The organism is Kitasatospora kazusensis (genome assembly GCF_039529945.1).
Taxonomy (GTDB): Bacteria; Actinomycetota; Actinomycetes; order Streptomycetales; family Streptomycetaceae; genus Kitasatospora; species Kitasatospora kazusensis.
The window spans coordinates 14,688-39,533 of the sequence record NZ_BAAANT010000003.1 but is presented as its reverse complement, the minus strand read 5'-3'; the positions used below and the strand labels follow the sequence as shown (position 1 = coordinate 39,533).

The 24,846-nt window shown below is 74.0% G+C and carries 23 protein-coding genes and 1 riboswitch; of the genes, 13 read left to right on the top strand and 10 right to left on the bottom strand.

Going from position 1 to position 24,846, the window contains the following annotated elements:
• Positions 1–75: 75 nt before the first annotated feature.
• Positions 76–1,227, bottom strand: coding sequence for a cobalt-precorrin-5B (C(1))-methyltransferase (locus ABD330_RS03965; RefSeq protein WP_344460730.1), 1,152 nt, complete (start codon positions 1,225–1,227; stop codon positions 76–78).
• A 20-nt stretch (positions 1,228–1,247) separates the two neighbouring features.
• Here ABD330_RS03965 and ABD330_RS03960 point away from each other — a divergent pair, with 20 nt between their 5' ends.
• From ABD330_RS03960 to ABD330_RS03945, 4 genes are all read left to right on the top strand, one after another.
• The gene (locus tag ABD330_RS03960) at positions 1,248–2,000 is read left to right on the top strand and encodes a cobalt-precorrin-6A reductase (protein ID WP_344460728.1); all 753 of its coding nucleotides are present in this window, start codon (positions 1,248–1,250) and stop codon (positions 1,998–2,000) included.
• An 88-nt stretch (positions 2,001–2,088) separates the two neighbouring features.
• On the top strand, positions 2,089–2,682 hold the full coding sequence (locus ABD330_RS03955; RefSeq protein WP_344460726.1) for a TetR/AcrR family transcriptional regulator: 594 nt from the start codon (positions 2,089–2,091) through the stop codon (positions 2,680–2,682).
• Complete coding sequence (locus ABD330_RS03950; RefSeq protein WP_344460724.1) at positions 2,679–3,554, top strand: SDR family NAD(P)-dependent oxidoreductase; 876 nt, start codon at positions 2,679–2,681, stop codon at positions 3,552–3,554. The genes ABD330_RS03955 and ABD330_RS03950 overlap by 4 nt, the downstream gene beginning before the upstream one ends.
• A gap of 128 nt (positions 3,555–3,682) precedes the next feature.
• The gene (locus ABD330_RS03945; protein ID WP_344460723.1) at positions 3,683–4,123 is read left to right on the top strand and encodes a GNAT family N-acetyltransferase; all 441 of its coding nucleotides are present in this window, start codon (positions 3,683–3,685) and stop codon (positions 4,121–4,123) included.
• An 81-nt stretch (positions 4,124–4,204) separates the two neighbouring features.
• Here the strand turns inward: ABD330_RS03945 and ABD330_RS03940 are convergent, their stop codons facing one another.
• Complete coding sequence (locus ABD330_RS03940) at positions 4,205–5,788, bottom strand: DUF4153 domain-containing protein (protein WP_344460722.1); 1,584 nt, start codon at positions 5,786–5,788, stop codon at positions 4,205–4,207.
• A 245-nt stretch (positions 5,789–6,033) separates the two neighbouring features.
• Here ABD330_RS03940 and ABD330_RS03935 point away from each other — a divergent pair, with 245 nt between their 5' ends.
• The gene (locus ABD330_RS03935) at positions 6,034–6,741 is read left to right on the top strand and encodes a carbon-nitrogen hydrolase family protein (RefSeq protein ID WP_344460720.1); all 708 of its coding nucleotides are present in this window, start codon (positions 6,034–6,036) and stop codon (positions 6,739–6,741) included.
• A 166-nt stretch (positions 6,742–6,907) separates the two neighbouring features.
• Here ABD330_RS03935 and ABD330_RS03930 read toward each other — a convergent pair whose 3' ends face one another.
• Entirely contained in the window at positions 6,908–7,354 is a 447-nt protein-coding gene (locus tag ABD330_RS03930) for an Lrp/AsnC family transcriptional regulator (RefSeq protein WP_344460718.1), read from the bottom strand.
• Positions 7,355–7,447: 93 nt separating this feature from the next.
• Between ABD330_RS03930 and ABD330_RS03925 the strand changes: the two genes are divergently transcribed.
• Together ABD330_RS03925 and ABD330_RS03920 are read left to right on the top strand one after the other, a co-directional pair.
• The gene (locus ABD330_RS03925; protein WP_344460716.1) at positions 7,448–8,266 is read left to right on the top strand and encodes an LLM class flavin-dependent oxidoreductase; all 819 of its coding nucleotides are present in this window, start codon (positions 7,448–7,450) and stop codon (positions 8,264–8,266) included.
• A complete protein-coding gene (locus ABD330_RS03920) occupies positions 8,263–8,706 on the top strand; it encodes a nucleoside deaminase (protein ID WP_344460714.1) in 444 nt (147 codons plus the stop codon). Before ABD330_RS03925 ends, ABD330_RS03920 begins: the two co-directional genes overlap by 4 nt.
• Positions 8,707–8,793: 87 nt before the next feature.
• Here the strand turns inward: ABD330_RS03920 and ABD330_RS03915 are convergent, their stop codons facing one another.
• Positions 8,794–9,657: an alpha/beta fold hydrolase gene (locus tag ABD330_RS03915; protein WP_344460712.1), complete on the bottom strand. Its 864-nt coding sequence runs from the start codon at positions 9,655–9,657 to the stop codon at positions 8,794–8,796.
• Between the two features lie 54 nt (positions 9,658–9,711).
• On the opposite strand from ABD330_RS03915, the gene ABD330_RS03910 reads away from it, so the two are divergent.
• Both ABD330_RS03910 and ABD330_RS03905 read left to right on the top strand, forming a co-directional pair.
• Positions 9,712–10,317 carry a TetR/AcrR family transcriptional regulator gene (locus tag ABD330_RS03910; protein ID WP_344460710.1) on the top strand — a complete coding sequence of 202 codons (606 nt, stop codon included), beginning with the start codon at positions 9,712–9,714 and terminating at the stop codon, positions 10,315–10,317.
• Between the two features lie 113 nt (positions 10,318–10,430).
• Positions 10,431–11,729 carry an MFS transporter gene (locus ABD330_RS03905; RefSeq protein ID WP_344460708.1) on the top strand — a complete coding sequence of 433 codons (1,299 nt, stop codon included), beginning with the start codon at positions 10,431–10,433 and terminating at the stop codon, positions 11,727–11,729.
• Positions 11,730–11,891: 162 nt separating this feature from the next.
• Here the strand turns inward: ABD330_RS03905 and map are convergent, their stop codons facing one another.
• On the bottom strand, positions 11,892–12,659 hold the full coding sequence (map, locus tag ABD330_RS03900; protein WP_344460706.1) for a type I methionyl aminopeptidase: 768 nt from the start codon (positions 12,657–12,659) through the stop codon (positions 11,892–11,894).
• 63 nt (positions 12,660–12,722) lie between these two features.
• Here map and ABD330_RS03895 point away from each other — a divergent pair, with 63 nt between their 5' ends.
• Complete coding sequence (locus ABD330_RS03895; protein ID WP_344460704.1) at positions 12,723–12,998, top strand: helix-turn-helix domain-containing protein; 276 nt, start codon at positions 12,723–12,725, stop codon at positions 12,996–12,998.
• Positions 12,999–13,149: 151 nt separating this feature from the next.
• Here the strand turns inward: ABD330_RS03895 and ABD330_RS03890 are convergent, their stop codons facing one another.
• From ABD330_RS03890 to ABD330_RS03880, 3 genes are read right to left on the bottom strand one after another with little or no spacing between them, the layout of a single operon-like run.
• On the bottom strand, positions 13,150–14,658 hold the full coding sequence (locus ABD330_RS03890) for a precorrin-2 C(20)-methyltransferase (protein WP_344460702.1): 1,509 nt from the start codon (positions 14,656–14,658) through the stop codon (positions 13,150–13,152).
• Positions 14,655–15,281 carry a precorrin-8X methylmutase gene (locus tag ABD330_RS03885; protein ID WP_344460700.1) on the bottom strand — a complete coding sequence of 209 codons (627 nt, stop codon included), beginning with the start codon at positions 15,279–15,281 and terminating at the stop codon, positions 14,655–14,657. The genes ABD330_RS03890 and ABD330_RS03885 overlap by 4 nt, the downstream gene beginning before the upstream one ends.
• Positions 15,278–16,540, bottom strand: a complete 1,263-nt coding sequence (locus ABD330_RS03880; RefSeq protein ID WP_425555439.1) for a cobalamin biosynthesis protein CobG — start codon at positions 16,538–16,540, stop codon at positions 15,278–15,280. The genes ABD330_RS03885 and ABD330_RS03880 overlap by 4 nt, the downstream gene beginning before the upstream one ends.
• A gap of 112 nt (positions 16,541–16,652) precedes the next feature.
• Positions 16,653–16,777: riboswitch (cobalamin riboswitch) on the top strand.
• A gap of 129 nt (positions 16,778–16,906) precedes the next feature.
• Between ABD330_RS03880 and cobN the strand changes: the two genes are divergently transcribed.
• Positions 16,907–20,518, top strand: a complete 3,612-nt coding sequence (gene cobN, locus ABD330_RS03875; protein ID WP_344460696.1) for a cobaltochelatase subunit CobN — start codon at positions 16,907–16,909, stop codon at positions 20,516–20,518.
• A 58-nt stretch (positions 20,519–20,576) separates the two neighbouring features.
• Complete coding sequence (gene lnt, locus ABD330_RS03870) at positions 20,577–22,127, top strand: apolipoprotein N-acyltransferase (protein WP_344460694.1); 1,551 nt, start codon at positions 20,577–20,579, stop codon at positions 22,125–22,127.
• A 38-nt stretch (positions 22,128–22,165) separates the two neighbouring features.
• Here lnt and ABD330_RS03865 read toward each other — a convergent pair whose 3' ends face one another.
• Positions 22,166–22,933, bottom strand: a complete 768-nt coding sequence (locus tag ABD330_RS03865; RefSeq protein ID WP_344460691.1) for a VOC family protein — start codon at positions 22,931–22,933, stop codon at positions 22,166–22,168.
• 16 nt (positions 22,934–22,949) lie between these two features.
• Positions 22,950–23,939: an NADP-dependent oxidoreductase gene (locus ABD330_RS03860; RefSeq protein ID WP_344460688.1), complete on the bottom strand. Its 990-nt coding sequence runs from the start codon at positions 23,937–23,939 to the stop codon at positions 22,950–22,952.
• Positions 23,940–24,180: 241 nt separating this feature from the next.
• Here ABD330_RS03860 and ABD330_RS03855 point away from each other — a divergent pair, with 241 nt between their 5' ends.
• Positions 24,181–24,837: a GTP cyclohydrolase II gene (locus ABD330_RS03855; RefSeq protein ID WP_344460685.1), complete on the top strand. Its 657-nt coding sequence runs from the start codon at positions 24,181–24,183 to the stop codon at positions 24,835–24,837.
• Positions 24,838–24,846: the final 9 nt, after the last annotated feature.

The following is a 24,846-nucleotide window of genomic DNA, read 5'->3' as shown; positions in this document are numbered from 1 at the left end:
ACCGGAAGGGCACAGGTGATCGCCTTCCGAGCTCGCGCAGTTCCCCGCGCCCCTTGTCCGTGGCTGATCGAGTTCCTACCCGGCTCGGCCGACGATGTTCCCCGCGCGGTCGATGCAGATGACGTCCACTTCCACCGGCGACCCCCGCAGGACACCGAGCGCCGTTGCTCGGGCTCCTTCGGCGACCAGATCCCCGAGCGGCACCTGAGCGGCCGCGCAGAGCTGGACGGCCTCCAGCCCGGTGTTCGCGGCGGCGACCGCCGCGGTCAGCGCCTCGTCCGCGCCGCCCTGGCGGGCCAGGCCGGCCAGGTAGCCCTTGTCGACCTGGGAGCGGGCCGAGTGCAGGTCGAGGTGCCCGGCGGCGAGCTTGGAGAGCTTGGCGAAGCCCCCGGCGACGGTCAGCCTCGGCACGGGGTGGCGCTTGAGGTACTTGAGCACCGCCCCCGCGAAGTCGCCCATGTCGAGCAGCGCGTCCTCGGGCAGGCCGTGCACGGCGACGGCGACCTTCTCGGACGTCGAGCCGGTGCACCCGGCCACGTGGTCGCGGCCCGCCGCGCGGGCCACGTCGATGCCGCGCCGGATCGAGTCGATCCAGGCCGAGCAGGAGTACGGGACGACGATGCCGGTGGTGCCGAGGATGGAGAGGCCGCCGAGGATGCCCAGGCGCGGGTTCCAGGTGGAGCGGGCGATCTCCTCGCCGTGGTCGACGGAGATCTCCACCACCAGGTCGCCGCTGCCTCCGTGCCGGGCCGCGACCTCGGCGACGGCGTCCCGCATCATCTGCCGGGGCACCGGGTTGATCGCGGGCTCGCCGACCGCGAGTGGCAGCCCGGCCTTGGTGACCGTCCCGACGCCCGGACCGGCCCGGAACACCACTCCGCTGCCGGCCTCCCCGTGCCGCACCGTCGCGCGGATCAGCGCGCCGTGGGTCACGTCCGGGTCGTCCCCGGCGTCCTTCACGATGCCGGCCATGGCCTGACGATCCGTCAACTCCTCGGCGGCGAGGGCGAAGGCGGGCTGCTGGCCCTTGGGCAGCGTGATCGTCACCGGATCGGGGAACTCCCCGGTCAGCAGCGCGGTGTACGCGGCGGTGGTCGCCGCCGTCGCGCAGGCGCCGGTCGTCCAGCCGTGCCGCAGCCCGCTGCTGCGCAGCTGCCCGTCCCGGCCGCCGGCCGCCCCTGCCCCTGCCCCATCGGCCGCGCCCGCCGCTGCGCCCGCCTCAGCCACGACCGACTCCCGGAGTCCCGATGATCGTCCCGACACACGTCCTGATCCTCGGCGGCACCACCGAGGCCCGCCGCCTGGCGGCCGAACTCGCCGCCGACCCGGCCCTGCGGGTCACCAGTTCGCTGGCGGGGCGGGTGGCCGAGCCGCGGCTGCCGGCCGGCGAGGTACGGATCGGTGGCTTCGGCGGCCCGTCCGGGCTCGCCGCCTGGCTGCGCGAGCAGCGCGTGGACGCTCTCATCGACGCCACTCATCCCTTCGCCGGCACCATGAGTCACAACGCGGCCGTGGCGGCCGCCGAGGTCCATGTTCCCCTGCTGGCCCTGCGGCGCCCCAGCTGGGTGGCGGTTGCCGGGGACGCGTGGCACCCGGTCGGCTCCCTGGACGAGGCGGCGGCCGCCCTGCCCGCCCTCGGCGAGCGGGTCTTCCTGACCACCGGCCGCCAGGGGCTGGCCGCGTTCGCCCAGCTCACCGGGCTGTTCTTCCTGGCCCGTTCGGTCGACGCCCCGCAGGACCCGATGCCACCCCGGACGGAGGTCCTGCTCGACCGCGGGCCCTTCACCCTGGACGGCGAGCGCGCCGTGCTCCGCGAGCACCGGATCGACGTCCTGGTCACCAAGGACAGCGGCGGCGCCGCCACGGCCCCCAAACTCACCGCCGCCCGCGAACTCGGCCTCCCGGTGGTGATCGTCCGCCGCCCGCCCACCCCCGCCGGCGTGCAGGAAGCCCCGGACGTCGCCGCCGCCCTCGGCTGGCTCGCCCGCACCCTGGCCTGACCCGCGACGGGTCCCCCTGCCCTCCGGCCGCAAGTCTCCCGGAGGGTCCCGCTTGACTTCTCCCCGCGCCGGAATGAACATTCATTCCGTGACCAGAAAGCCAGATCTGCCCCAGCTCCTGCTGGACACCGCCCTGACCCTGTTCGCCGAGCGCACCTACGAAGGCACCCAGATGCCCGCCGTCGCGCAACGCGCGCAGGTCGGCGTGGGCAGCATCTACCGGTACTTCCCCAGCAAGGAAGCCCTGGGCAACGCCGCCTTCCAGTACGCCAAACGCACGCTGCTGGACGACCTCACGGCGGCCCTCGCCGACGGCGGACCGGTCTCGACCAGCCGGGAGGAGTTCGCCCTGCTCTGGCGCGGCTTCACCCGCTACGCCGGACGCCACCACGCGGCGTTCGTCTTCCTGGAGCACCAGCAGCACGACACCTTCCTCGCCCCCGAGAGCCAGGCACTGGCCGCCGAGGTCGACCTCTTCGCCGCCGACTTCATCGAGCGCGGCCAGCGGTCCGGCGAGATCCGGGCCGGCGACCCGCAGCTGCTCGTCGCGCTCGCCTTCGGCGCCTTCGCCGGGCTGGTCAAGCACCTGCGCCCGGGCGGCATCGCCGAACTCCCCACCGAGGCTCTGACCCAGACCGAAGAAGCCGTCTGGGCCCTCCTGCACCGAGAGGCCACCCGATGAGCACCCCGCCCCGCACCGCCAAGTCCGCCCTGATCACCGGCTGTTCGACCGGCATGGGCCGCCGTACCGCGCTCGCCCTGCACCGGCTCGGCTACCAGGTCTACGCCACCGCCCGCCGTCCCGAGACCCTGGCCGGCCTCGAAGCCCAGGGCATGACCACGCTCGCGCTGGACGTCACCGACGAGCCGTCGATGGCCGCCGCGGTGGCCCGCGTCGAGGCCGACCACGGCTCGGTGGGCCTGCTGGTCAACAACGCCGCCTACGGGCTGCACCTGCCGGTCGAGCTGGCCTCGCCCGAGGAGGTCCGCGCGCAGTTCGACACCAACGTCTTCGGCCTGATCCGGATGACCCAGCTGGTGCTGCCCGGCATGCGGCGGGCCCGGCAGGGGCGGATCGTCAACATCTCGTCCATGGCCGGGCGGTTCTCCCCGCCCGGCGGCGCCTTCTACCACGCCTCCAAGCACGCGGTGGAGGCCGTCAGCGACTCGCTGCGGCTGGAGGTCGCGCCGTTCGGCGTCAAGGTCGTGGTGGTCCAACCCGGCCCCACCATCACCGAGTTCGCGGGCACGGCGGTCGACACCATGCAGACCGGCGCCACCCCTGACGCCGACGACCCGTACGCGGCCTTCCGCGCCGAGCTGGCGGACATGTACGGCAACAAGTCCTTCCGCCGCCGCAACGGCGCCGTCCCGGCGGAGGCCGCGACGAAGGTGATCGTCCGCGCCGCCACCACCCGCAACCCGCGCGCCCGCTACGCGATCGGCGTCCTGGCCCGCTCGACCATGATCGCCCGCCGGCTGCTCCCGGACGCCGCGTTCGACGCGGTGATGCGCACCAACTTCCCCACCCCCGCCGGACACCGACAGCCCTGACGAATCCCCGGGCCGGCCACCGGCCCGCTGCCCGGCCGAGCCGGTGAACGTGTCCGGGCAGCGGCCGTTCCGGCCCGAGCCGGAATTCGCGGTTGACCGCACAAGGCCCGCACCGCTTTCCTACTGCGATGACTGATCTTCGTATCGAACAGGTCGACGGCGAAACCGCACTCCAGGACTGGCGGCACGTCCACAACACGATCATCCCCACCGCCGTCCTGTCGCTCGACGAGGTACGGGAGAGCGCCCGGCGCAACCGGCTGGAGGTGGCCTACCTCGGCGACCTGCTGGTGGGCTGCTCGACGGTGCGTCCGCCCACCGGTGACTCCTCGACGGCCACCGTGATCGCCCGGGTGCTCCCCGCCCACCGGCGGCAGGGCCACGGCGGCGCGATCTACGCCCGAGGGCTGGCGGCGGCCCGCGAACTCGGCGCGGAGGTGATCGAGACCGTCGTGCTGGCGTCCAACCCGGAGGGCCTGCGGTTCGCACAGGCACAGGGGTTCACCGAGGTCGAGCGCTACCTGCTGCCGGGCGACAGCGTGCCCTTCGTCGACCTGAGACTGAACTGAGCCCGTACCGGCACGCGCGCGCGGGCGTACAGGCGTACGGGCGCGCAGATCCACGCGCCGGTCGCCGGGGGCCGTCGTCGCCTACGGCCGGCCCAGCCGCGCGCACTCCAAGTCGGCCTCCGCGCCTATCGGGTGGTCGCGCAGGATCTGCCGGGCCCGGCTCTCGGCGAGGCTGGTGGCGTACCAGGGCGAGGTCCGGTCCCCCAGGTCCTGGTCGATCGTCAGGAGCGTGCAGACCCGGTAGCTGTCGGGCAGCTTCTCCAGGGCCGGTACGGCGTCCGCCGACAGCGTCCTCAGGTACGCCACGTCCAGGTGTCCGGTCTTCTGGAAGTGCGCCACGTTCTGCTCGGCGATCAGCTGGTCCGGGCCGGCCAGTCCGAACGCGCCCACCGCGACGGCGGCGCTCAGCATCACGGCCCGGGGCAGCCAGCGCCGCGAGGTCAGCACTCCCCCGACGATCACCAGCAGGAAGACCACGCCCAGCCACAGTTCCACCGCCGCCACCGAGAGCCGCAGCCGGGTCAGCCCGAAGTTGTCCATGTAGCGCAGCATCCGGTACAGCGCCGAGGCGACCACACCGAGCGTCAGCGTGCCGAGCAGCCCGAGCAGGCCCTTCACCATCAGCCGGTCGGCGGCGGTCGCCCGGGGAGCCCAGCGCCGGGCCAGCCCGACCACGCCGAGGGTGAGCACGGTGACCCAGAGCAGCTGCCAGAAGCCCTGCCGGGCGTACTCGGCCGGGAGGACGCCCGGCTTGCTCATGACCGCCTCGTAGCCGCCGAACAGCACCAGCACCTGCTCCAGCACGAACACGCCGAAGAGCAGGTTCAGCGCGACCAGCGGCACCGCCCACTCGACCCGGCCGCGCGGGCGCCCGGCCTTGACCGGGAGCAGGTCCCAGCGCCTCGGGGCGGCGGCCGCATGGGCGGCGGCCAGCGCCACCACCAGGCCGACCAGGAACATCAGCGCCCGCAGCGGCAGGCCGGAGAGGTCCGCACTCGGCATCAGGCCGCCCAGCAGCGACGCCATTCCGGTGTCCGCACTGGCGAACAGGCCGCCGAAGACCGCCAGCAGCCCGACCGCGACCGCCGAGGCCTTGACCAGCGACACCACCCGGTCGCGGGCCGGGTACTGACGGCTGCGCAGCGCCGACGCCACCCACGGCAGCGAGGCCGTCAGGTGTCCCCAGATGCCGAGCGAGCCCAGCAGTACACCCGTCCACCGGGCGCCGCCGTGCAGCGCGAGCGAACCGAGGGCGACCGCCATGACGACCGCCAGGAAGGTCGGCCAGCGGGCATCCGAGAGCGCGGGCACGACCAGCAGCACGACCGTGAGCCCGGACCAGACCAGCGTCCACGGCCGTACCCGCCGGCCGGTCCGGTGTACGGCCAGACCTGCGACCACCGCCGCCGCCAGCGCGCAGAGCAGCAGGTTCACCCCGATGCCGTCCGACAGCACGGCCGCCGAGAGCAGTCCGGCGGCGAGCCCGGCGGCCGGCACCCGGAGTCCGGGCATGGCGGGCTTCGGCGGCTCGGTGGCCCGCTCCCAGAGCGGCTTCGGCGCCGGCCGGGGGCCCCAGGCCGGTTGGCTGGGCACCCGGAACGGGTCGGCCATCGTCGACTGCGACGGCTGCGGCTGTGGCGCGGCAGCCGTGGACGGATCGGACATGAGTCCCCCTCAGAGATCGGAGAGCGCGCGGCTCACCCTTCCGGAGATCGCGGCATCACCGGGACTGTAGGGGTTGATCAACTCTTTTGAACAGGTTCAAAAGCCCCTCGGGACGTCAGTGTCACAGACCTGTGACACTCCACACCGCCGACCAGGGCTCCGGGCCTCCGACGGCCCGCCGGCCACCGAGGGCCGTCGGAGGCTGCCAGGGCCACGCACGTCCCGGCCGTGCCATGCTCGACCCCATGAAGATCGCCGCAGCCCAGCTCACCTGCGTTCCCGGGGACGTCCCCGCGAACGTCCGGCAACTCGTCGCCCTCGCCGGGCAGGCGCGCGAGCAGGGCGCCGAGCTGGTCGTGTTCCCGGAGTTCGCGCTGACCGGGTACGAGCTCGACCTGATGGCCGAGGATCCCGGCCAGTGGGTGACCGCCGACGACGCCCGCCTGGACGCCCTGAAGGCGACCGGGATCGCCACCGTCGTCAACTGCGCCGTGCCCACCGACGGACCCCGGCCCGCCATCGGAACACTGGTCCACGGCGCCGACGGCGAACTGATCACCACGTACCTGAAGCAGCACCTCTACGAGAACGAGCGGGGCGTCTTCAGCGCAGGCGGTCAGGACGGCCGCTTCGAACTCGGCGGCCTCCGCTTCGCTCTCGCCACCTGCTTCGACAACCACTTCCCGGACCTCACCGCCCGCGCCGCCGCCGACGGCTGCCAGGTGCACCTGGCCAGCTCGCTGTACGGCACGGGCGACGGCGTCCACGAGCGGGCGACGGTCTACCCGGGCATCGCCAGGGACTCGGGCATGCACGTCGTCCTCGCCAACCACGTCGGCCCGTCGGGCCCGTGGACCGGCTGCGGCCGCTCCGCCCTGTGGGCACCGGGCGGCACACTCCTGGCGGAGGCCGACGACCGCACGACCACGGTGACCGTCGCCGACGTCCTCTGACGGCAGGCGAGGTGACGGCGGGTGAGGTGACGGCGGGTGCAACCGGACCCGCCGCCACCCGACCGCCGGCCCCGGATCCGCAGGCGACCGTCCGAGCACGGGCCGGGGCGGCGCGCCCCCTTCCCGCCCCGGTCACGAAGGAGAGCCACCCCCGGTCGGCTGTCGCTCAGGGCCGGGCGGGGCCGCGATAGGGCAGCGTCTGGCTGTAGACGACGCTGGTGGTCGTGCTGCCGAAGCCGGCCAGCTCGTCCATGAGGGTCTCCAGATGCGCCATCGAGGTCGCGGCCACCTTCAGGGTGTAGCAGTCGTCGCCGGTGGTGCGCAGGCACTCCAGGATCTCGCGCCGGTCGGCGAGTACGCGGCGCAGCGGCTGGTGGTGGTTGCCCGGGTACTTCAACCGGACGACGGCGAGTACGGGGTAGCCGACCCGGGCGAGGTCGACCACGGCGTGGTAGCCGGAGATGACGCCCATCGCCTCCAGTTGCCGTACCCGTTCCGTGGTGGCCGACGGGCTGAGACGTACGCGCCGCCCCAGCTCGCTGAGGGAGATCCGCGCCTCCCGTTGCAACTCGTCGATGATCGCCCAGTCGACGTCGTCAAGATTCACTGCCATCTCACGACCCTACCGGGAAATCAACGGCAGAACACGGGTACGACCAGGAGAAGCGTCTTCCACGCCCGGCGATCGCCGGGATAGCCTCGAACCATGCAACTAGGCGTCAACGTACCGAACTTCGGGCCCGGGACCGATCCCGGCATGCTCCGCGCGTGGGCGCAGCTCGTGGAGGGGCTCGGCTTCGACCTGCTGATGGTGTCGGATCACGTGGCCGCCACCCCGGACGTGGCCGTGCGGTACCCGGCGCCGTTCTACGAGCCGTTCACCACGCTCTCCTGGCTGGCCGGGATCACCAGCAGGGTGCGGCTGGGCACGACCGTGCTCGTCCTGCCCTACCGGCACCCGTTGCTGGTGGCGCGGATGGCCACCAACCTCCAGCAGCTCAGCGGCGGCCGGCTCGTGCTCGGGGTGGGCGTCGGCTGGGCGCGTCAGGAGTTCGACGCGCTCGGCGTGCCGTTCTCCGCACGCGGCAGGCTCACCGACGAGTACCTGGCCACCCTGCGCGAGGCCTGGCGCGAGGAGGCCGACGACCGGACCGCCCCGATTCCCGTCTGGGTCGGCGGGAGCAGCGAGGCCGCGATCCGACGCACCATCAGGTTCGGCGACGCCTGGCACCCGCTGCGCAGCACCCTCTCCCAACTGCGCACGGTCGTGTCGAACCACACGCTGCCGGCCTTCGCGCCCCGGATCGCCCTGCGGATGACCGGCGCACCGATCGACGACCCCGAGCGGCTCGCCGGCACCGGCACCATCGAGCAGATCCTCGACGACCTCGACCAACTCCAGCAGCTCGGCGCCGAAAGCGTCGTGCTCGACCCCTACCACGGTGACCCCGAGGCCACCCGCCGGCCCCACGAGGCCTGGCAGGCGCTCACCGCCGTGGCCGCACAGCGGAGGAACCCCTCGTGATCAGCACTTCCGACGAAGTTCTCCTGCGGCGCGCGATCGAGATCGCCGCCCACGCCACCACCCTCGGCGACGCACCGTACGGCTCCCTGCTGGCCGGCACGGACGGCACGATCCTCGCCGAGGCCCACAACACGGTGCGGCGCGACAACGACATCAGCGCCCACCCGGAACTGAAACTCGCCCGCTGGGCGGCCCGCGAACTCGACCCCGACACGGCCGCACGCACCACCCTGTACACCAGCTGCCAGCCGTGCGGCATGTGCACGGGCGGCATCGCCCGTTCCGGGCTCGGACGGGTCGTCTACGCGCTCTCGACCGCCCAACTCGTCGAGCTCAACCCGGAGTCGGGCGCCTGGCCGACGGTGGCGCAGGACGGCCCGGCCCTGTTCGACGCGGCCCGCGTCCCCGTCGACGACTACTACCGGCACCACCGGCCGTAGCCGACCGCACCCGACCGGGCCGAGCACCGGCGGCCGGCCCGCGACCGGGCCGGACGCCACCCTGGCCGCCGGCCCCACCCGGCGCAGCTACCGCCCGGCGGTCTCCAGGATGCGTTCGGCCACCAGGGCCGGCCGGTCCGTCGGCAGCGCGTGGCCGGTGCCGGGCACGATCTCCGCCCGGGCGGAGGGCACCAGCCTGCCGAGGCGCTCGGCGACCTCGCGCGAGTCGTGCAGGGCGCTGCGCTCCCCCAGCAGGAAGAGTGCGGGGACCCGCAGGCTCCGGAGTTCCTCGTCGGAAAGGACCCGGGCGGGCGGGAGTGCCCGGCGGAATCCCATCGACACGCGTACCAGCCCCATCAGTCCGCTCTCCAGGATCGCGCTGTTGCCGACCAGGCGGGCCAACCCGGGGCGGAGTTGGCGCGGTGCCATCGCGGCGAGCCCGCCGGCGATCATCCAGGCGTAGAACCGCCGGCCGGGATCGGCGAATCCGGCGGAGTCCACCAGGGTCAGCGAGGCGATCCGGCCGGGACGGTGGATCTGGTGGTTGAGCGCCAGCCAGCCGCCGTAGGAGCAGCCGACGGCATGACCCGCCGTCACCTCCAGCGCGGCCAGGAGTTCGTTCAGCCAGGCCGCGCCGTCCCGGCCGTCGGCGAGCGGGGTGGTCTGCACGCTCGCGCCCGGCTCGCCGATGGTGTCCACGGCGAGGACCGGACGGTGCCGGGCCAGCACCTCGACGTACCGGTGCCACATCAGCGCGTTCCCGCCGGACCCCGGCAGCAGCACGATCGGCTCGCCGGTGGGCGGCCCGGTGCGGTAGACCCGGGTGGTCCCGAAGGAGGTGGGGATGTCGAGTGCCGTGCGCGGCCCCGGCCACAGGTCGGCCAGGGTCTGCTCGTAGACGGCCCGGTACCGGGCCCCGGCCTGGTCGTTCTTGAACTCGCCAATTCGCATGATACATGTGTATCACAGCATGATACGGGTGTACCAGGAAAGCGAGGTGGCGCCGTGGCCGCACAGGTGGATCACGAGGAGCGCAGAAGGCAGATCGCCGAGGCCCTGCTCCGCATCGCCGACACCCAGGGGCTCCAGGCGGCGAGCATGCGGGCGGTCGCCGCCGAAGCCGGCGTCTCCCTGCGGCTGGTGCAGTACTACTTCACGACCAAGGAAGGGCTGCTGCTCGACGCGCTGGCCAGGCTCGGCGTCCAGCTCCAGGCCCGGATGGCACAGTGGATCAGCGCGGCGGGCACCCCGCCCACACCGCGGAGCCTGATGACGGCGGTGCTGTCCTGCATCCTGCCGACCGATCCGGAGAGCCGTCGGATCACCAGGACGTACGCCGCGTACTACACCCTGGTGCTCAGCGATCCCGCACTGGTGGAGAAGCACGGCACACCCCAGCCCGACCTGCTGGAGGGCTTCCTCGCCCAGCAGATCCGCGCGGCCCAGCAGGCCGGGGAGATCGACGCCGGACGGGACCCCGGGATGACCGCCGCCGGACTGCTGGCCATGGTCAACGGCCTGGGTTCGAGCGTGCTGGGCGGCCAGCGCACCGGCGACGCCGCACTGGCGATCCTGGCCCACTGCCTGGACGAACTGTTCGGTTCACCTTGAGACTTGAGGGACGGACGAGGGCCTGCCCGCGCCCGCGTTCCACTAACACAGTGTCAGTCTCCGGGTGATCGGCGGTACAGTCCGGCCGTGGACCTGAGAGCGGAGTCGGCGCGGTGACGGACGTAGCGAATGATCTGCAGGCCGCCGGGATGGAGTCCGGCGGTCCGAGCCTGTGGCGTCAACGGGACTTCATGCTGCTGTGGAGCGGCCAGACGGTCAGCGAGATGGGCTCGGCGGTCACCGAGATCGCACTTCCGCTGCTCGCGGTCGTCGCGCTCAAGGCGAGCACGTTCCAGGTCGGGCTGCTGACCGCCGCCACCACCGCCGCGTTCGCGGTGATCGCACTGCCCGCGGGTGCGCTCGTGGACCGGGGTGCCAAACGTTCCATCATGATCGTCTGCGACATCCTCCGGCTGCTGATCATCGGCTCGATCCCGGTGGCGGCCGCCCTCGGCCACCTGACGATGACGCAGCTCTACATCGTCGCCGTGGCGGCCGGCGTGTGCACGGTGTTCTTCGACGTCGCGTACCAGAGCTACCTGCCGTCGCTGGTCCGCACCGAGTCCCTGATGGACGCCAACGGCAAGCTCGGCACCACCTCGGCGTTCGCACAGCTCGGGGGACCGAGCCTGGGCGGCGGACTGGTGGCGGCGTTCGGCGCCGCAGGAGCGGTGACGGCCGACGCGCTCTCCTACCTGATCTCGGTCGTCTCGACGATCGGCATCAGGACGCGCGAGGAACCGCCGCCCGCACGGCGGGCCGACGAGACGCTGCGGAGCCAGATCGCCGAGGGGCTGAGGTTCGTCACCGGCCACAGGATATTGCGGAGGGTCGTGGCGTGCACCGCCACCGCGAACCTGTTCACCGGCATGAGTTCGGCACTGGTGATGGTCTTCCTCGTCCGGGTACTGCACGTGCACCCCGCGCTGACCGGGCTGGTCCTGGCCGGCGCGGCCGTGGGCGGGATCGCCGGAGGAGTGTTCGCCGGCCGGCTCGCCAGGAGGATCGGCTCGGCGCGGATCATCTGGATGTCGATGCTGGTGTTCAGCGCTCCGCAGGTCGTCGCGGCCGCCGCCTGGCGGGGCTGGGGAGTGCTGCTGCTGCCGCTGGGCTGGGGCATCGCGTACTTCGCGGCCATGGTGTACAACGTCGCACAGGTCAGCTACCGGCAGTCCGTGACACCACCGGAGCTGATGGGCCGGATGAACGCGGCCGTCCGCTGGGTCGTGTGGGGCACGATGCCGCTCGGCAGCATCCTCGGCGGGACACTCGGCACGCTCATCGGCGTGCGGCCCGCACTCTGGGTGGCGTTCATCGGCTCCTGGGCCGCCGGCTGGTTCGTCTTCTGCTCCCCGCTCCGCCACCTCCGCGACGTCCCCGGCCCCGAGCCCGTCCCCACCGCTACGCCCTGACGGTGAGCGCTGAGCCGTCGCCGAGGCCCTGCTCACCGGCCGGCCGCGTCCGACGGCGGCCTGGAGCCATCTCCTGCTCGCGGGCCGGCCGCTCCCGCAGTCGCGGGACGTACGCACCCGCGGCGAAGGAGTTCGAGTGCCGTCGGCCGCCGCCGCGCGGGGTCAGGGCAAGGTGAGGATGCGGGGGCCGTCCTCGGTGACGGCGACGGTGTGTTCGATGTGGGCGGCCCGGCTGCCGTCGGCGGTGCGCAGGGTCCAGCCGTCGGGGTCCGTGCGGTAGTCGTCGCGTCCGCCGGCCATCAGCATGGGCTCGATGGCCAGGGTGAGGCCGTGGCGCAGGAGGAAGCCGCGGCCGGGCCGTCCGCGGTTGGGCAGGTGGGGGTCTTCGTGCATCTGGCGGCCGATGCCGTGGCCGCCGAAGTCGGTCGGCATGCCGCAGTCGTTCGCCCGGGCGACCGTACCGATGGCATGGGAGATGTCCCCCGTACGACGGCCGACGGTGGCGGCGGCGATCCCGGCGTCCAGGGCCTGCTGGGTGGCGGCGATGAGCTCCAGGTCGGCGGGACGGGCGTTTCCGACGATGAAGCTGATCGCGGCGTCACCCGTCCAACCGTCGAGCCGGGCCCCGCAGTCGATGCTGACCAGGTCGCCGTCGCGGAGGCGGTAGTCGCCGGGGATGCCGTGCACGACGGCGTCGTTGACGGAGGCGCAGATCACCGCGGGGAAGGGGACGGGGGCGAAGGAAGGCTGGTACCCGAGGAACGGGGACTGCGCCCCGGCTTCGGCCAGGACGGCGCGGGCCGCCTCGTCGAGTTCCCGCAGACCGACTCCCACGGCTGCCGCCTCCCGGGTGGCGGCGAGTGCCCGGGCCACGACGCGGCCGGCTTCTCGCATCGACTCCAGTGCCGTGTCCGACTTGATCTCCACCATGTGCTGCGACTCCCCCGCGATGCGGTGCTACCCAATACTTATACCGGTATTAGTATCACGGGTATGGTGAGAGTTCCTTTGACCCCCGAAGAGCGGCAGCGCGGCGAGCACTTCGGGGCGCTGCTCCGGCAGGCCCGCGGCGAGCGCAGCATGGTGGAGGTGGCGGCGGCGGCCGGGGTGTCCGCGGAGACGCTCCGCAAGATCGAGACCGGCCGCGCCCCGACCCCCGCGTTCTTCACCGTGGCGGCCCTGGCCTGGGCACTGGGCCTGTCACTGGACGACCTGGCCGCCGCCTGCGCGGAGGACACGGACTCCGCCGGGCAGGCCATGTCGGCGTGAGCGCCGGGCACCTGCCCCCAAGAGCCGAGGCCGGGCCGGACCGCACCTGCCGAGCCGACCGGGTGTGCACCGAAAAAGCTGAGCCCGCGCCCCGATCACACGATCGGAAGCGCGGGCTCAGCCAGAAGCCGGTCCACTGCCTGACGGTACGTCAGACCGGCGGGTACCGCCTCGGTGTCCAGACCACCTCGGTGCCGTTGTCGCGGCGGACGGCCTGGGTCTGCGAGGAGCCGATCAGCAGGATGGTCCGCATGTCGACCTCGGCGGGGTCCAGGTCGGCCAGCCGGACCGTCCGGACCCGCTCGGTCGGGCCGCCGACGTCGCGGGCCATCACCACGGGGGTGTCCGGGGCTCGGTGTTCGAGCAGCAGGTCGCGGGCCAGGCCGACCTGGGTGGTGCGGCTCTGCGAGCCGGGGTTGTAGAGCGCGAGCACCAGGTCGGCGGCGGCGGCGGCGCGCAGGCGCTGGGCCACCACCTCCCACGGCTTGAGCCGGTCGGAGAGCGAGACGACGGCGTAGTCGTGGCCGAGCGGGGCGCCCGCGCGGGAGGCGGCGGCGTGCGCGGCCGTCATCCCGGGGACGATCCGCACCGGCACCGAGCGGTACGGGTCGGTGCAGGCGGCCTCCAGCACGGCGGTGGCCATCGCGAAGACGCCCGGGTCACCGGAGGAGACCACCGCGACGCGGTGACCGCGCCGGGCGAGGTCGAGCGCGAACTCGGCGCGCTCCGCCTCCACCTTGTTGTCCGAACCGTGCCGCACCTGGCCGGGCCGGACCGGCACCCGGTCGATGTAGGTGGTGTAGCCCACCAGGTCGGTGGCGGCGGCGAGTTCGCCGCGCGCCTCGGGCGTCAGCCAGAGCGGCCCGGCCGGGCCGAGGCCGACAACGACGACCTCGCCGACAGCGTTCTGCGCAACAGGCGCGGGCCCGAGCCCGATCCGGCTCGGCAGCACCGCGACGGAGAAGTACGGCACCGTCGCCGGGTCCACCTCGGCCAGCGGCGCGGTGCGCTCACCCGCCATGGTGGCCCGCTCGACGTACTGCGCCTCGTCGAGCCGGCCGGCGCGCTCCAGCGCCCGCCGGACGGTCGGGAAGGTGCGGCCGAGCTTCATGATCACGGCGGAGTCGGTGGAGGCCAGCCGGGCCGTCAGCTCCTCCTCGGGCAGCGTGCCCGGCAGGATGGTCAGCACCTCCTCGGCCTCCACCAGCGCCTTGCCCAGCCGGGCGGCGGCGGCGCTGACGGAGGTCACGCCCGGCACCACCTCGGTCGGGTAGCGGTCCGCCAGGCGCTTGTGCATGTGCTGGTACGAGCCGTAGAACAGCGGGTCGCCCTCGGCCAGCACCACCACGTCGCGGCCCGCGTCCAGGTGGGCGGCCAGCCGGGCGGCGGCCTCCTCGTAGAACTCGTCCAGCGCACCCCGGTAGCCGCCCGGGTGGTCGGTGGTCTCCACCGTGACGGGGTAGACCAGTTGCTCCTCGATCTGGTCGCCGCGCAGGTACGGCTCGGCGATCGAGCGGGCTATCGAGCGGCCGTGCCGGGCGCTGTGGTACGCCACCACGTCGGCCTTGCCGATGAGCCCGGCGGCACGGACGGTGAGCAGCTCCGGGTCCCCCGGGCCGAGGCCGACGCCGTACAGGCGCCCCGTCTGACGTTCCGTCATTCTACTTCGCTCGCAATCGCGTTGATGGCGGCGGCAGCCATCGCGCTGCCGCCGCGCCGGCCGCGCACCACCAGGTGCTCCAGGCCGGACGGGTGTTCGGCGAGCGCCTGCTTCGACTCGGCGGCGCCGATGAAGCCGACCGGCGCGCCGATCACGGCGGCCGGGCGCGGGGCACCGGCCTCGATCATCTCCAGCAGCCGGAAGAGCGAGGTCGGCGCGTTGCCGACGGCGACCACCGCGCCCTCCAGCCGGGGCAGCCACAGCTCCATCGCGGCGGCACTGCGGGTGTTGCCGAGCTCCTTCGCGAGGGCGGGCACCGACGGGTCGGAGAGGGTGCAGATCACCTCGTTGTCGGCGGGCAGCCGCTTGCGGGTGACGCCGCTGGCGACCATCGAGACGTCGCAGAGGATCGGCGCACCGGCGCGCAGCGCGGCCCGCGCGCTCGCCACCACGCCGGGCGAGAAGAGCAGGTCCTCGACCAGGTCGGTCATGCCGCAGGCATGGATCATGCGCACGGCGACCTGGGCGACGTCGGCGGGCAGCCCCGCAAGGTCGGCCTCGGCGCGGATGGTGGCAAAGGACTGGCGGTAGATCTCCGCGCCGTCCTTCTCGTAGTCGATCACTTGATCCTCCTGGCTTCGGCCACTGCCTCGGCCATCTCTTCGGTCGTCAGGTCCTGCGAGGTGTGCGAAGTGTGCAAGGTGCGCGAGGCGTGCGACGTCGAATGCACGCCCGAGTGCGCTGTCACGCGGTAGCCCTGCCCAGTGGCGAGCACATCCACCCACTCCCCCGCCGGGTGCCCGCAGCGCCGCTCGCACCCGGACCAGTGGACGGGCAGCCCGCCGCCGCCGGGCCGGGAGAGCGCCAGGGCCGCGTCGGCCCGGACGTCGGCCAGCGACTTGGCGCAGCCGGGCAGGCCGGTGCAGGCGGTGGCGCGTTCCCAGGGCGAGCCGGGGTCGGTGCGCAGCCCGGCGGCGGCCAGCTCGGCGAGTCGCTCGTGCGCGGCACCGGGCAGCACCACGCCGCGCCAGGGGGTGACCCGCAGTTCGCCCGCCGAGGCCCCGGCCAGCAGGCGCCACTGCTCGGCGCTCACCCGGCCGAACCGCAGGCCGACGCTGAGCCCGCCGGGCACCGGCCCCACCAGCGGAGCCCGGCCTTCGGACACCGGCAGCGGCTCGGCGCCCGGGTCCAGCAGGGCGGGCAGGTCGCGCAGGTGCCAGGCGGGCGTACCGCCGGCCCGGACGGCGGCCAGGAACTCCAGCGCGGCGGCCAGCGCGTGCCGCACCTCCGCCCCGGCGGGCACCCGCCGGGCGGTGGCGGCGCGGCCGAGCCGGAGCAGCGCGCCGCCGCCGGGGGCTGCGATCAATGTCACATCGGCGTCGAGCGCCGCGACGTCGCCGCGTCCGTCGTCGAGGGCGAAGAGGAACTTGCCGGAGAGCCCGGCGGCCTGCTCGGAGGCGCAGAGCAGGGCGTCCAGCTCGCGGGTCCAGGCCTGGACGTCCGCGTGCCCGGCGCCGTCCAGCCCGGCCGACGGGGAGGCGACGATGTTGCGGACCCGTTCGTGCGAGTCGGAGGGCAGCAGGCCGGCGGCACGCAGCCGGGTGCCGAGCTCCCGGCCGGAGTCCGAAGGCAGCCCGCGCAGTTGCACGTTGCCGCGCGAGGTGGTCTCCAGTGCGCCGTCGCCGAGCTCGCTCGCGGCGTCGGCCAGCACCAGGGCCTGACGGTCCGTCAGAAGTCCGCCCGGCACCCGGACCCGGGCCAGTGCGCCGTCGTCGGCCGTGTGTAGGCGAAGCGCCCCGGGGCAGGAGTCCTCGCGCCCACGGTCGGGCGCGCCGGAGCCCGGCCGGGCGGCGTCGGGTGTGGGTGGCATGGCGGCGAGCATACCCACGATCCGCCGGGATGCCGCTGCCTTGTGGATCACACCCGGCCAACCGCCAGCACCCTGTCGGCCGGTCTCGGGCACCCCGTACGATGCTCCCGGACAGTCCCTGCGGCCTGTCCACGCCAGCGACGGCGCAAAGGGGAGGAAACCGGTGCAAACCCGGTGCGGTCCCGCCACTGTGACCACGGCTCAACGGCCGTGGGAGCCAGGAACTCCTGCCGTCCTCCCCTCCCCGTCCGCCGGCCGGGGGGACACCCATGGGGCGCGGACCCCAAGGAAGGCTCGTCCCATGCGCCCCATGCGCCTGCGCCACCGTGCGCCCTTGCCCTTGTCCATGCCCGCCGACGTGGCCTGGAGGGCCTTCGCATGATTCTTCTTCTCTCGACCTCGGACACCGACCTGCTGAGCGCCCGCGCCTCGCAGGGCCCGGTCGACTACCGCCTCGGCAACCCCGCCCGGCTCACCGCCGAGGAGCTCCCCGCGCTGCTGGAGGGCACCGACCTGGTCGTGGTCCGGCTGCTCGGCGGCCGCCGCGCCTGGCAGGAGGGCCTGGACGCGCTGCTCGCCGGCCCCCGCCCGGTGATCGTGCTGACGGGTGAGCAGGCCCCGGACGCCCAGCTGATGGAGCTGTCCACCGTCCCGGCCGGCATCGCCGCCGAGGCACACGCCTACCTCGCGCACGGCGGCCCGGCCAACCTGGCCGAGCTCGGCGCCTTCCTCTCCGACACCGTGCTGCTGACCGGCCACGGCTTCGCCGCCCCCGCCTCCGCGCCCGAGTGGGGCCCGCTGGAGCGCACCGAGCGCAACGCGGACGGCCCGGTCATCGCGGTGCTCTACTACCGCGCCCACCACATGAGCGGCAACACCGCCTTCGTGGAGACGCTCTGCCAGGCCATCGAGGACCAGGGCGCCCGCCCGCGCCCGCTGTTCTGCTCCTCGCTGCGCGGCGCCGACGACGAGCTGCTCGCCGAGCTGGGCCGGGCCGACGCGATCCTGACCACCGTGCTCGCGGCCGGCGGCACCCGCCCGGCCGACGCCTCGGCCGGCGGCGACGAGGAGTCCTGGGACGCGGGCGCGCTGGCCGCGCTCGACCGCCCGATCCTCCAGGCACTCTGCCTGACCTGGTCCCGCGCCGCCTGGGAGGCGAGCGACGACGGCCTCTCGCCGCTGGACACCGCGACGCAGATCGCCGTCCCGGAGTTCGACGGCCGCCTGATCACCGTCCCGTTCTCCTTCAAGGAGCAGGACGAGGACGGCCTCACCGTCTACCGCGCCGACCCCGAGCGCTCCGCCCGCGTCGCGGGCATCGCCGTCCGGCACGCCCGGCTGCGGCACATCCCGGCCGCCGAGCGCCGCCTCGCGCTCGTCCTCTCCGCGTACCCGACCAAGCACGCCCGGGTCGGCAACGCGGTCGGCCTGGACACCCCGGCCAGCGCGATCCGCCTGCTCACCCGCCTCCGCCAGGAGGGCATGGACCTCGGCCACGACCTGCCGGGCCTGGACGTCATCGACGAGGACAGCCACGAGGGCGACGCCCTGATCCACGCCCTGATCGCGGCCGGCGGCTACGACCAGGACTGGCTGACGGAGGACCAGCTCGCCCGCAACCCCGTCCGCATCCCGGCCGCCGACTACCGCCGCTGGTACGCCACCCTGCCCGAGGGCCTGCGCGCCAAGGTCGAGCAGCACTGGGGCCCGCCGCCCGGCGAGCTGTACGTGGACCGCAGCCAGAACCCGGACGGCGACATCGTGCTCGCCGCCCTGCGCGCCGGGAATCTCCTCGTCCTGATCCAGCCCCCGCGCGGCTTCGGCGAGAACCCGGTCGCGATCTACCACGACCCGGACCTGCCGCCGAGCCACCACTACCTCGCCGCCTACCGCTGGATCGCCGCCGCGCAGTCCGACGGCGGCTTCGGCGCCGACGCCGTGGTGCACCTCGGCAAGCACGGCAACCTGGAGTGGCTGCCCGGCAAGACCGCCGCGCTCTCCGCCGACTGCGGCCCGGACGCCGTGCTCGGCGACCTGCCGCTGATCTACCCCTTCCTGGTCAACGACCCGGGCGAGGGCACCCAGGCCAAGCGCCGCGCGCACGCGACGCTGGTCGACCACCTCGTCCCGCCGATGGCCCGCGCCGACAGCTACGGCGACATCGCGCGCCTGGAGCAGCTGCTCGACGAGCACTCCAACATCGCCGCGATGGACCCGGCGAAGCTGCCCGCGATCCGCGCCCAGATCTGGACGCTGATCCAGGCCGCCCGCCTCGACCACGACCTCGGTCTGGAGGAGCGGCCCGAGGACGACGGCTTCGACGACTTCCTGCTGCACGTCGACGGCTGGCTCTGCGAGATCAAGGACGCCCAGATCCGCGACGGTCTGCACGTGCTGGGCCAGGCCCCCGCCGGGGTCGACCGGGTCAACATCGTGCTGGCCATCCTGCGCGCCCGCCAGATCTGGGGCGGCGTCGCGGCGCTGCCCGGCCTGCGCGAGGCGCTCGGCCTGGACGAGGCCGCGCTCACGCTCGGCGCGACGGACGCCGCCGAGGCACAGGCCCGCGAGCTGGTCGAGGCCATGGAGGCCGAGAACTGGGCGCCGGAGGCGGTCGAGAAGGTCGCCGCCGGTCACCCGCAGGCCGTCGCGGACGTGCTGTCCTTCGCCGCCCACCAGGTCGTCCCCCGGCTGGCCCGGACCACGGACGAGCTGGACGCCGTGGTACACGCGCTCGGCGGCGGTTTCGTCCCGGCCGGTCCGTCCGGCTCGCCGCTGCGCGGGCTGGTCAACGTGCTGCCGACCGGCCGCAACTTCTACTCCGTCGACCCGAAGGCCGTCCCGAGCCGCCTGGCCTGGGAGACCGGCCAGGCGCTGGCCGCCTCCCTCGTCGAGCGCTACACGGCGGACAACGAGGGCGCGTACCCGACCTCGGTCGGCCTCTCGCTCTGGGGCACCAGCGCGATGCGCACCGCCGGTGACGACATCGCCGAGGCGTTCGCGCTGCTGGGCGTCCGCCCGGTCTGGGACGACGCCTCCCGCCGGGTCACCGGCCTGGAGCCGATCTCGCTCGACGAGCTGGGCCGCCCGCGCATCGACGTGACGCTGCGCATCTCCGGCTTCTTCCGGGACGCCTTCCCGCACGTCGTCGCCCTGCTGGACGACGCCGTCCGGCTGGCTGCCCGCCAGGAGGAGCCCGCCGAGAGCAACTACGTCCGGGCGCACGTCCAGGCCGACATCGCCGAGCACGGCGACGAGCGCAAGGCCACCACCCGGATCTTCGGCTCCCGCCCGGGGACCTACGGCGCCGGCCTGCTCCAGCTGATCGACAGCCGGGACTGGCGCACCGACGCCGACCTGGCCGAGGTCTACACCGTCTGGGGCGGCTACGCCTACGGCCGCGACCTGGGCGGCCGCCCGGCCCGCGAGGAGATGGAGACCGCCTACAAGCGGATCACCGTCGCCGCCAAGAACACCGACACCCGCGAGCACGACATCGCGGACTCCGACGACTACTTCCAGTACCACGGCGGCATGGTCGCCACCGTCCGCGCGCTCACCGGCCGGGCCCCGACCGCCTACATCGGCGACTCGACCCGCCCGGAGACGGTCCGCACCCGCACCCTCACCGAGGAGGCGGCCCGGGTCTTCCGCGCCCGGGTGGTCAACCCGCGCTGGATGGAGGCGATGCGCCGGCACGGGTACAAGGGCGCCTTCGAGATGGCGGCGACGGTCGACTACCTCTTCGGTTACGACGCCACCACCGGGGTAGTCGCGGACTGGATGTACGAGAAGCTCACCCAGGAGTACGTTCTTGACCCGACCAACCGGGAGTTCCTGAACGGAGCCAACCCGTGGGCCCTGCACGGCATCAGCGAGCGCCTGCTGGAGGCGGCCGAGCGCGGTCTGTGGGCCGAGCCGGACCCGGCACTCATCGACGCGCTGCGGGTGGCGTTCCTGGAGACCGAGGGCGACCTTGAGGGTGACAGCTGATGTGACACACCTGGCGGGAAAGAGGGTGGCGGATGCCCCGGAAGCAGACAATCGGGACATGAGATTCCCCGCCGCCCTCTCCCGGCCCGCCCGGTACGGTGCCCTGGCCGCCGGCGCACTCCCGGTCCTCGCCTTCCCGGCGCCCGGGCTCGCCGCGCTGGCGTGGGTCGCCCTGGTGCCCGGCCTGCTGCTGATGCGGCAGGCGCCCACCGCGCGGGAGGCGGCGGTGCGCGGCTGGTGGTTCGGGGCCGGGTTCATCCTGACCGCGATGTACTGGCTGATCCCCTCGGTCGGGCCGGGGCTGCTCGCCATCGCCGTCCTGTTCGGCGCGCTCCAGGCCGCCGTCGGCCTGGCGGTCTGGCGGCTGCTGCACCCGCCGGTCACCGCCCTGCGGGCGCTCGCCGCCCTGGTGGTCGTCCCCTCGGTCTGGGTGAGCACCGAGTACGCCCGCTCCTGGCACGCGCTCGGCGGGCCCTGGGCGCTGCTCGGCGCCACCCAGTGGCAGCACCCGGCGGTCCTCGGGCTGGCCTCGGTCGGCGGGGCGTGGCTGGTCAGCGCGGCGGTGGTGGCCGCCAACACCGGCCTGGTCGTCCTTCTGACGGTCCGTCAGATCCGGGTCCGGGCGGTGGCCGCCGCCGTCACCGTGCTCGCGGTCGCGGCCGGCCCACTGCTGTTCGCGCTGCGCACCCAGCCCACGCCCGGCGACTACGCCACCGTGGCGCTCGTCCAGCCCGGCGTGATCGAGGACGCGGGCGCGCGCTTCGACGCCAGTGCCCGGATCACCGCAGCGCTGGCCGGGCAGCCGCTCGACCTGGTCGTCTGGGGCGAGAGCAGCACCACCTCGGACCTGGACCGCGACACCGCCGTGCTGAACCGGCTGCGCACCCTCTCCGCCGGGACCGGCGCCCAGCTGCTGGTGGGCGAGGACGCCCGCAAGGCCGACGGCCGGATCTCCAAGGACACCGTCCAGATCACCCCCGACGGGATCGCCGGCCGCTACCGCAAGATCCGGCTGGTGCCGTTCGGCGAGTACATCCCGCTGCGTCCGGTGCTCGGCTGGATCGCCGGGGTCAGCAAGGCGGCGGGCGAGAACCGCGTCCCGGGCACCTCCTTCCACCTGCTCCAGGCCACCGACCGGGCCGGCCGCCCGCTCCCGCTCGGCGCGCTGATCTGCTTCGAATCGGCCTTCCCGGACATGTCCCGGGCGGCCGCCGACGACGGCGCGCGCCTGCTCGTCTACCAGTCCGCGACCTCGACCTTCCAGCACACCTGGGCCCCCCAGCAGCACGCCTCGCTCGGCGCCCTGCGCGCCGCCGAGACCGGCCGCCCGGTCGTCCAGGCCTCGCTGACCGGCGAGTCCGTCGCGTACGACCGCCAGGGCCGCCGCCTCGCGCTGCTCGGCACCTCGGCCACCGGCTCGGTCACCGTCCGGCTGCCGCTCGCCGACCCGGCGGCCCGCACCTGGTACGACCGGCTGGGCGACTGGGCGCCGCTGACGGCGGTCGCGATCACCGTGACCGCCGCCTGCGTCCCCCGCCGCCGCCCGGACGGACCGGAGCCGGCCGGGAGCCCCGCCGTCACCGAGCCGTCACCGGCCGCCAAGGCCTGACGGCGTCCGCCGGCAAGCCCGCCACGCACCGTCGGCGGCTACGCCGCGCCCTCCCCCTCCGCATAGACGCCGAACACCGCGCCCTGCGCGTCCCGGAGCACCGCCAGCCTGCGCACACCGCCCATCCGGACGGGCGGCACCTGCACCCCGCCGCCGAGCACGACGGCCCGCTCCGCCGTGAGGTCCACGTCGGCCACCGCGAAGTACGGCATCCAGGACGGCGGCGCCTCGGGCGGGACACTGTCCCCCATGTCGAGCATCCCGCCGAAGTCCTGGCCGTCGATGCCCCACTGGGTGTACCCCGCGCCGGCGTTGACGCTCCAGCCGAAGACCCGGGCGTAGAAGGCGGCGGCCCCGGCCGGGTCGCGGGTGGCCAGTTCGACCCACCCGAGCGAGCCCGGCTCGTTCAGCAGGCCGGTGCCCTGGAAGGTCCTGGCCTGCCAGAGCGAGAACACCGCGCCGGACGGGTCCCTCGCGACGGCGAACCGTCCGAGGCCGAGCACTTCCGTCGGCTCCATCAGCAGGTGGCCGCCGGCCGCCATCACCAGCACGGCGGTGGCGTCCACCCCGGCGGTGGCGAACGAGACCGCCCAGGTGGCCGGCTGCCCCGGTTCGGGCAGCGGGGCCAGCCCGGCCACCGGCGCGGTGTCCACGAACATCGTGGTGTAACCGCCGGCCGCCGGGTCGGGGTCGGTCTCGGCGCGCCAGCCGAACAGTTCGCCGTAGAACTGCTCCGCCACGGCCGGGGCGGCGCTGCCCAGCTGGACCCAGCAGGGCGCGCCGACGGTGGGTTCGGTGATCTTCATGGTGCCACTCTCTCCATCAGCCGGTTTCCATGGTTCCGCCGATCCCGCCCGTCCCGCCCGTCCCGCCGATCCCGCCCGTCCCGCCGACCGTGCCCGTCCCGCCGATCTCCAGGACGAGCTTGCCGCGCGCGTGCCCGGCCTCCACCACCGCGAGCGCCTCGGCGGCCCGCTCCAGCGGGTACGTCGCGGTGATGTGCGGGTCGAGCCTGCCGGAGCCGACCAGTTCGGCCAGCGCGTCGAGGGTGGCCGCCGTGCCGCTGCGCCGGACGAAGGTGCCGTCGAGCTCGGTCGCGGTGACCGGGTCGACGGTGGAGACCAGCCGCCCGGGGGTCACCAGGGTCTCGGCGGCGGCCCGGGCGTCCTCCCCGCCGACCAGGTCGAGGATGCCGTCCACCCCGCCGGGCGCAGCCGCCCTGATCCGGTCCGCCACCCCCTCGCCGTACCGCACCCAGGCCGCCCCCAGCGATTCGACGAAACCCCGGTTGGCATCGCCCGCCGTACCCAGCACGGTGAGCCCCAGGCCCCGGGCGATCTGGGCCGCCGCGCTGCCGACCCCGCCCGCGATCCCGAGGACCAGCAGCGTCCGGCCGGGGTCCAGCGCCAGCTGCCGGACCCCGTCGTACGCGGTCGCGGCGGCCACCGGCAGCGTCGCGGCCTGCGCGAACGAGACGGCGGCGGGCTTGTGGGCCGCGTGGTCGGCGGCCAGCAGCGTGTGCTCGGCGTAGCCGCCCGCCAGCGCGCTGCCGAAGACCTCGTCCCCGACGGCGAAGTCCGCCACGCCCTCGCCGACCGCCTGCACGACGCCCGCCACCTCGGCCCCGTACACGGCGGGCAACGGCAGGTCCGTCCCCAGCAGGCCGTGCCGGATCTTCCAGTCCACCTGGTTCACCCCGGCGGCCCGGACGGCGACCAGCAGCCGGCCCGGGCCCGGCACCGGGGTCGGGCGGTCCAGGAACCCCTGGCTCTCCGGCCCGCCGAACGCCCTGAATCCGAACGCCTTGGACATGCCCATCCTCCGGTCGGCGGCCCCCGCTCCCAGCTTGCGGGCCACCCTCGGCAGGGGGCGGGGATGCTGCGCCGAACGGAGGACGTCCGCCATCCGGGACACGACCCGAGGCCAGTTGTTCAAATTCAAACAACGGCGTACTCTCTAGCCGGTCGGTCGGTTTGAATTTGAACCATACCCAACCGCACCGAACCACGAGCAGAACCCCACGCGGTCACCTGCGGATCCCTGGAGGCTGGGCATGCCGAACACCGAGAACGAGCAGCCGACGACTGCCGCCGTGCGCTCCCGCGTGCGGATCCCGCTCACGTTCCCCGACGGCTACCGGGCCGAGGCCGAGGTCTTCACCTTCCACGGACTCACCGACGGCGCCGAGCACCTCGCCCTGGCCCTCGGCACCCCCGCACCCGGCGCGGCCCCGCTGGTCCGGCTGCACTCCGAGTGCCTCACCGGCGACGTCTTCGGCTCGGCGCGCTGCGACTGCGGCCCCCAGCTCCGCGAGGCCGTCGAGCGGATCACCGAGGCGGGCGGCTACCTGCTCTACCTGCGCCAGGAGGGCCGGGGCATCGGCCTCTACAACAAGCTGGACGCCTACGCCCTCCAGGACTCCGGCCTCGACACCTACCAGGCCAACACCGCCCTCGGCCTCCCCGAGGACGGCCGCGACTACTCCGCCGCCGCCCAGATGCTCGAAACCCTGGACGCCACCACGATCCGCCTGCTCAGCAACAATCCCGACAAGGCGGGCCAGCTCACCACCCTGGGCATCGACGTCACCGAACGCGTGCCCACCGGCGTGCACGTCTCCGAGAGCAACGTCCACTACCTGCGGACCAAGGCCCACGGGACCCGGCTGACCAACGGCCACGGCATCCAGCTGCTGCCGGTCGGGGCGTAGCCGGACCCG

Excerpts from the sequence above, each read along its gene's own strand:
- ABD330_RS03960 (WP_344460728.1), top strand. The coding sequence starts at position 1,248 with ATGATCGTCCCGACACACGTCCTGATCCTCGGCGGCACCACCGAGGCC.
- ABD330_RS03865 (WP_344460691.1), bottom strand. The coding sequence starts at position 22,933 with ATGAAGATCACCGAACCCACCGTCGGCGCGCCCTGCTGGGTCCAGCTG.
- ABD330_RS03915 (WP_344460712.1), bottom strand. The coding sequence starts at position 9,657 with ATGCGAATTGGCGAGTTCAAGAACGACCAGGCCGGGGCCCGGTACCGG.
- lnt (WP_344460694.1), top strand. The coding sequence starts at position 20,577 with ATGAGATTCCCCGCCGCCCTCTCCCGGCCCGCCCGGTACGGTGCCCTG.
- ABD330_RS03935 (WP_344460720.1), top strand. The coding sequence starts at position 6,034 with ATGAAGATCGCCGCAGCCCAGCTCACCTGCGTTCCCGGGGACGTCCCC.
- map (WP_344460706.1), bottom strand. The coding sequence starts at position 12,659 with ATGGTGGAGATCAAGTCGGACACGGCACTGGAGTCGATGCGAGAAGCC.
- ABD330_RS03925 (WP_344460716.1), top strand. The coding sequence starts at position 7,448 with ATGCAACTAGGCGTCAACGTACCGAACTTCGGGCCCGGGACCGATCCC.
- ABD330_RS03860 (WP_344460688.1), bottom strand. The coding sequence starts at position 23,939 with ATGTCCAAGGCGTTCGGATTCAGGGCGTTCGGCGGGCCGGAGAGCCAG.
- ABD330_RS03945 (WP_344460723.1), top strand. The coding sequence starts at position 3,683 with ATGACTGATCTTCGTATCGAACAGGTCGACGGCGAAACCGCACTCCAG.
- ABD330_RS03940 (WP_344460722.1), bottom strand. The coding sequence starts at position 5,788 with ATGTCCGATCCGTCCACGGCTGCCGCGCCACAGCCGCAGCCGTCGCAG.
- ABD330_RS03880 (WP_425555439.1), bottom strand. The coding sequence starts at position 16,540 with ATGCTCGCCGCCATGCCACCCACACCCGACGCCGCCCGGCCGGGCTCC.
- cobN (WP_344460696.1), top strand. The coding sequence starts at position 16,907 with ATGATTCTTCTTCTCTCGACCTCGGACACCGACCTGCTGAGCGCCCGC.
- ABD330_RS03855 (WP_344460685.1), top strand. The coding sequence starts at position 24,181 with ATGCCGAACACCGAGAACGAGCAGCCGACGACTGCCGCCGTGCGCTCC.
- ABD330_RS03950 (WP_344460724.1), top strand. The coding sequence starts at position 2,679 with ATGAGCACCCCGCCCCGCACCGCCAAGTCCGCCCTGATCACCGGCTGT.
- ABD330_RS03895 (WP_344460704.1), top strand. The coding sequence starts at position 12,723 with ATGGTGAGAGTTCCTTTGACCCCCGAAGAGCGGCAGCGCGGCGAGCAC.
- ABD330_RS03930 (WP_344460718.1), bottom strand. The coding sequence starts at position 7,354 with ATGGCAGTGAATCTTGACGACGTCGACTGGGCGATCATCGACGAGTTG.
- ABD330_RS03890 (WP_344460702.1), bottom strand. The coding sequence starts at position 14,658 with ATGACGGAACGTCAGACGGGGCGCCTGTACGGCGTCGGCCTCGGCCCG.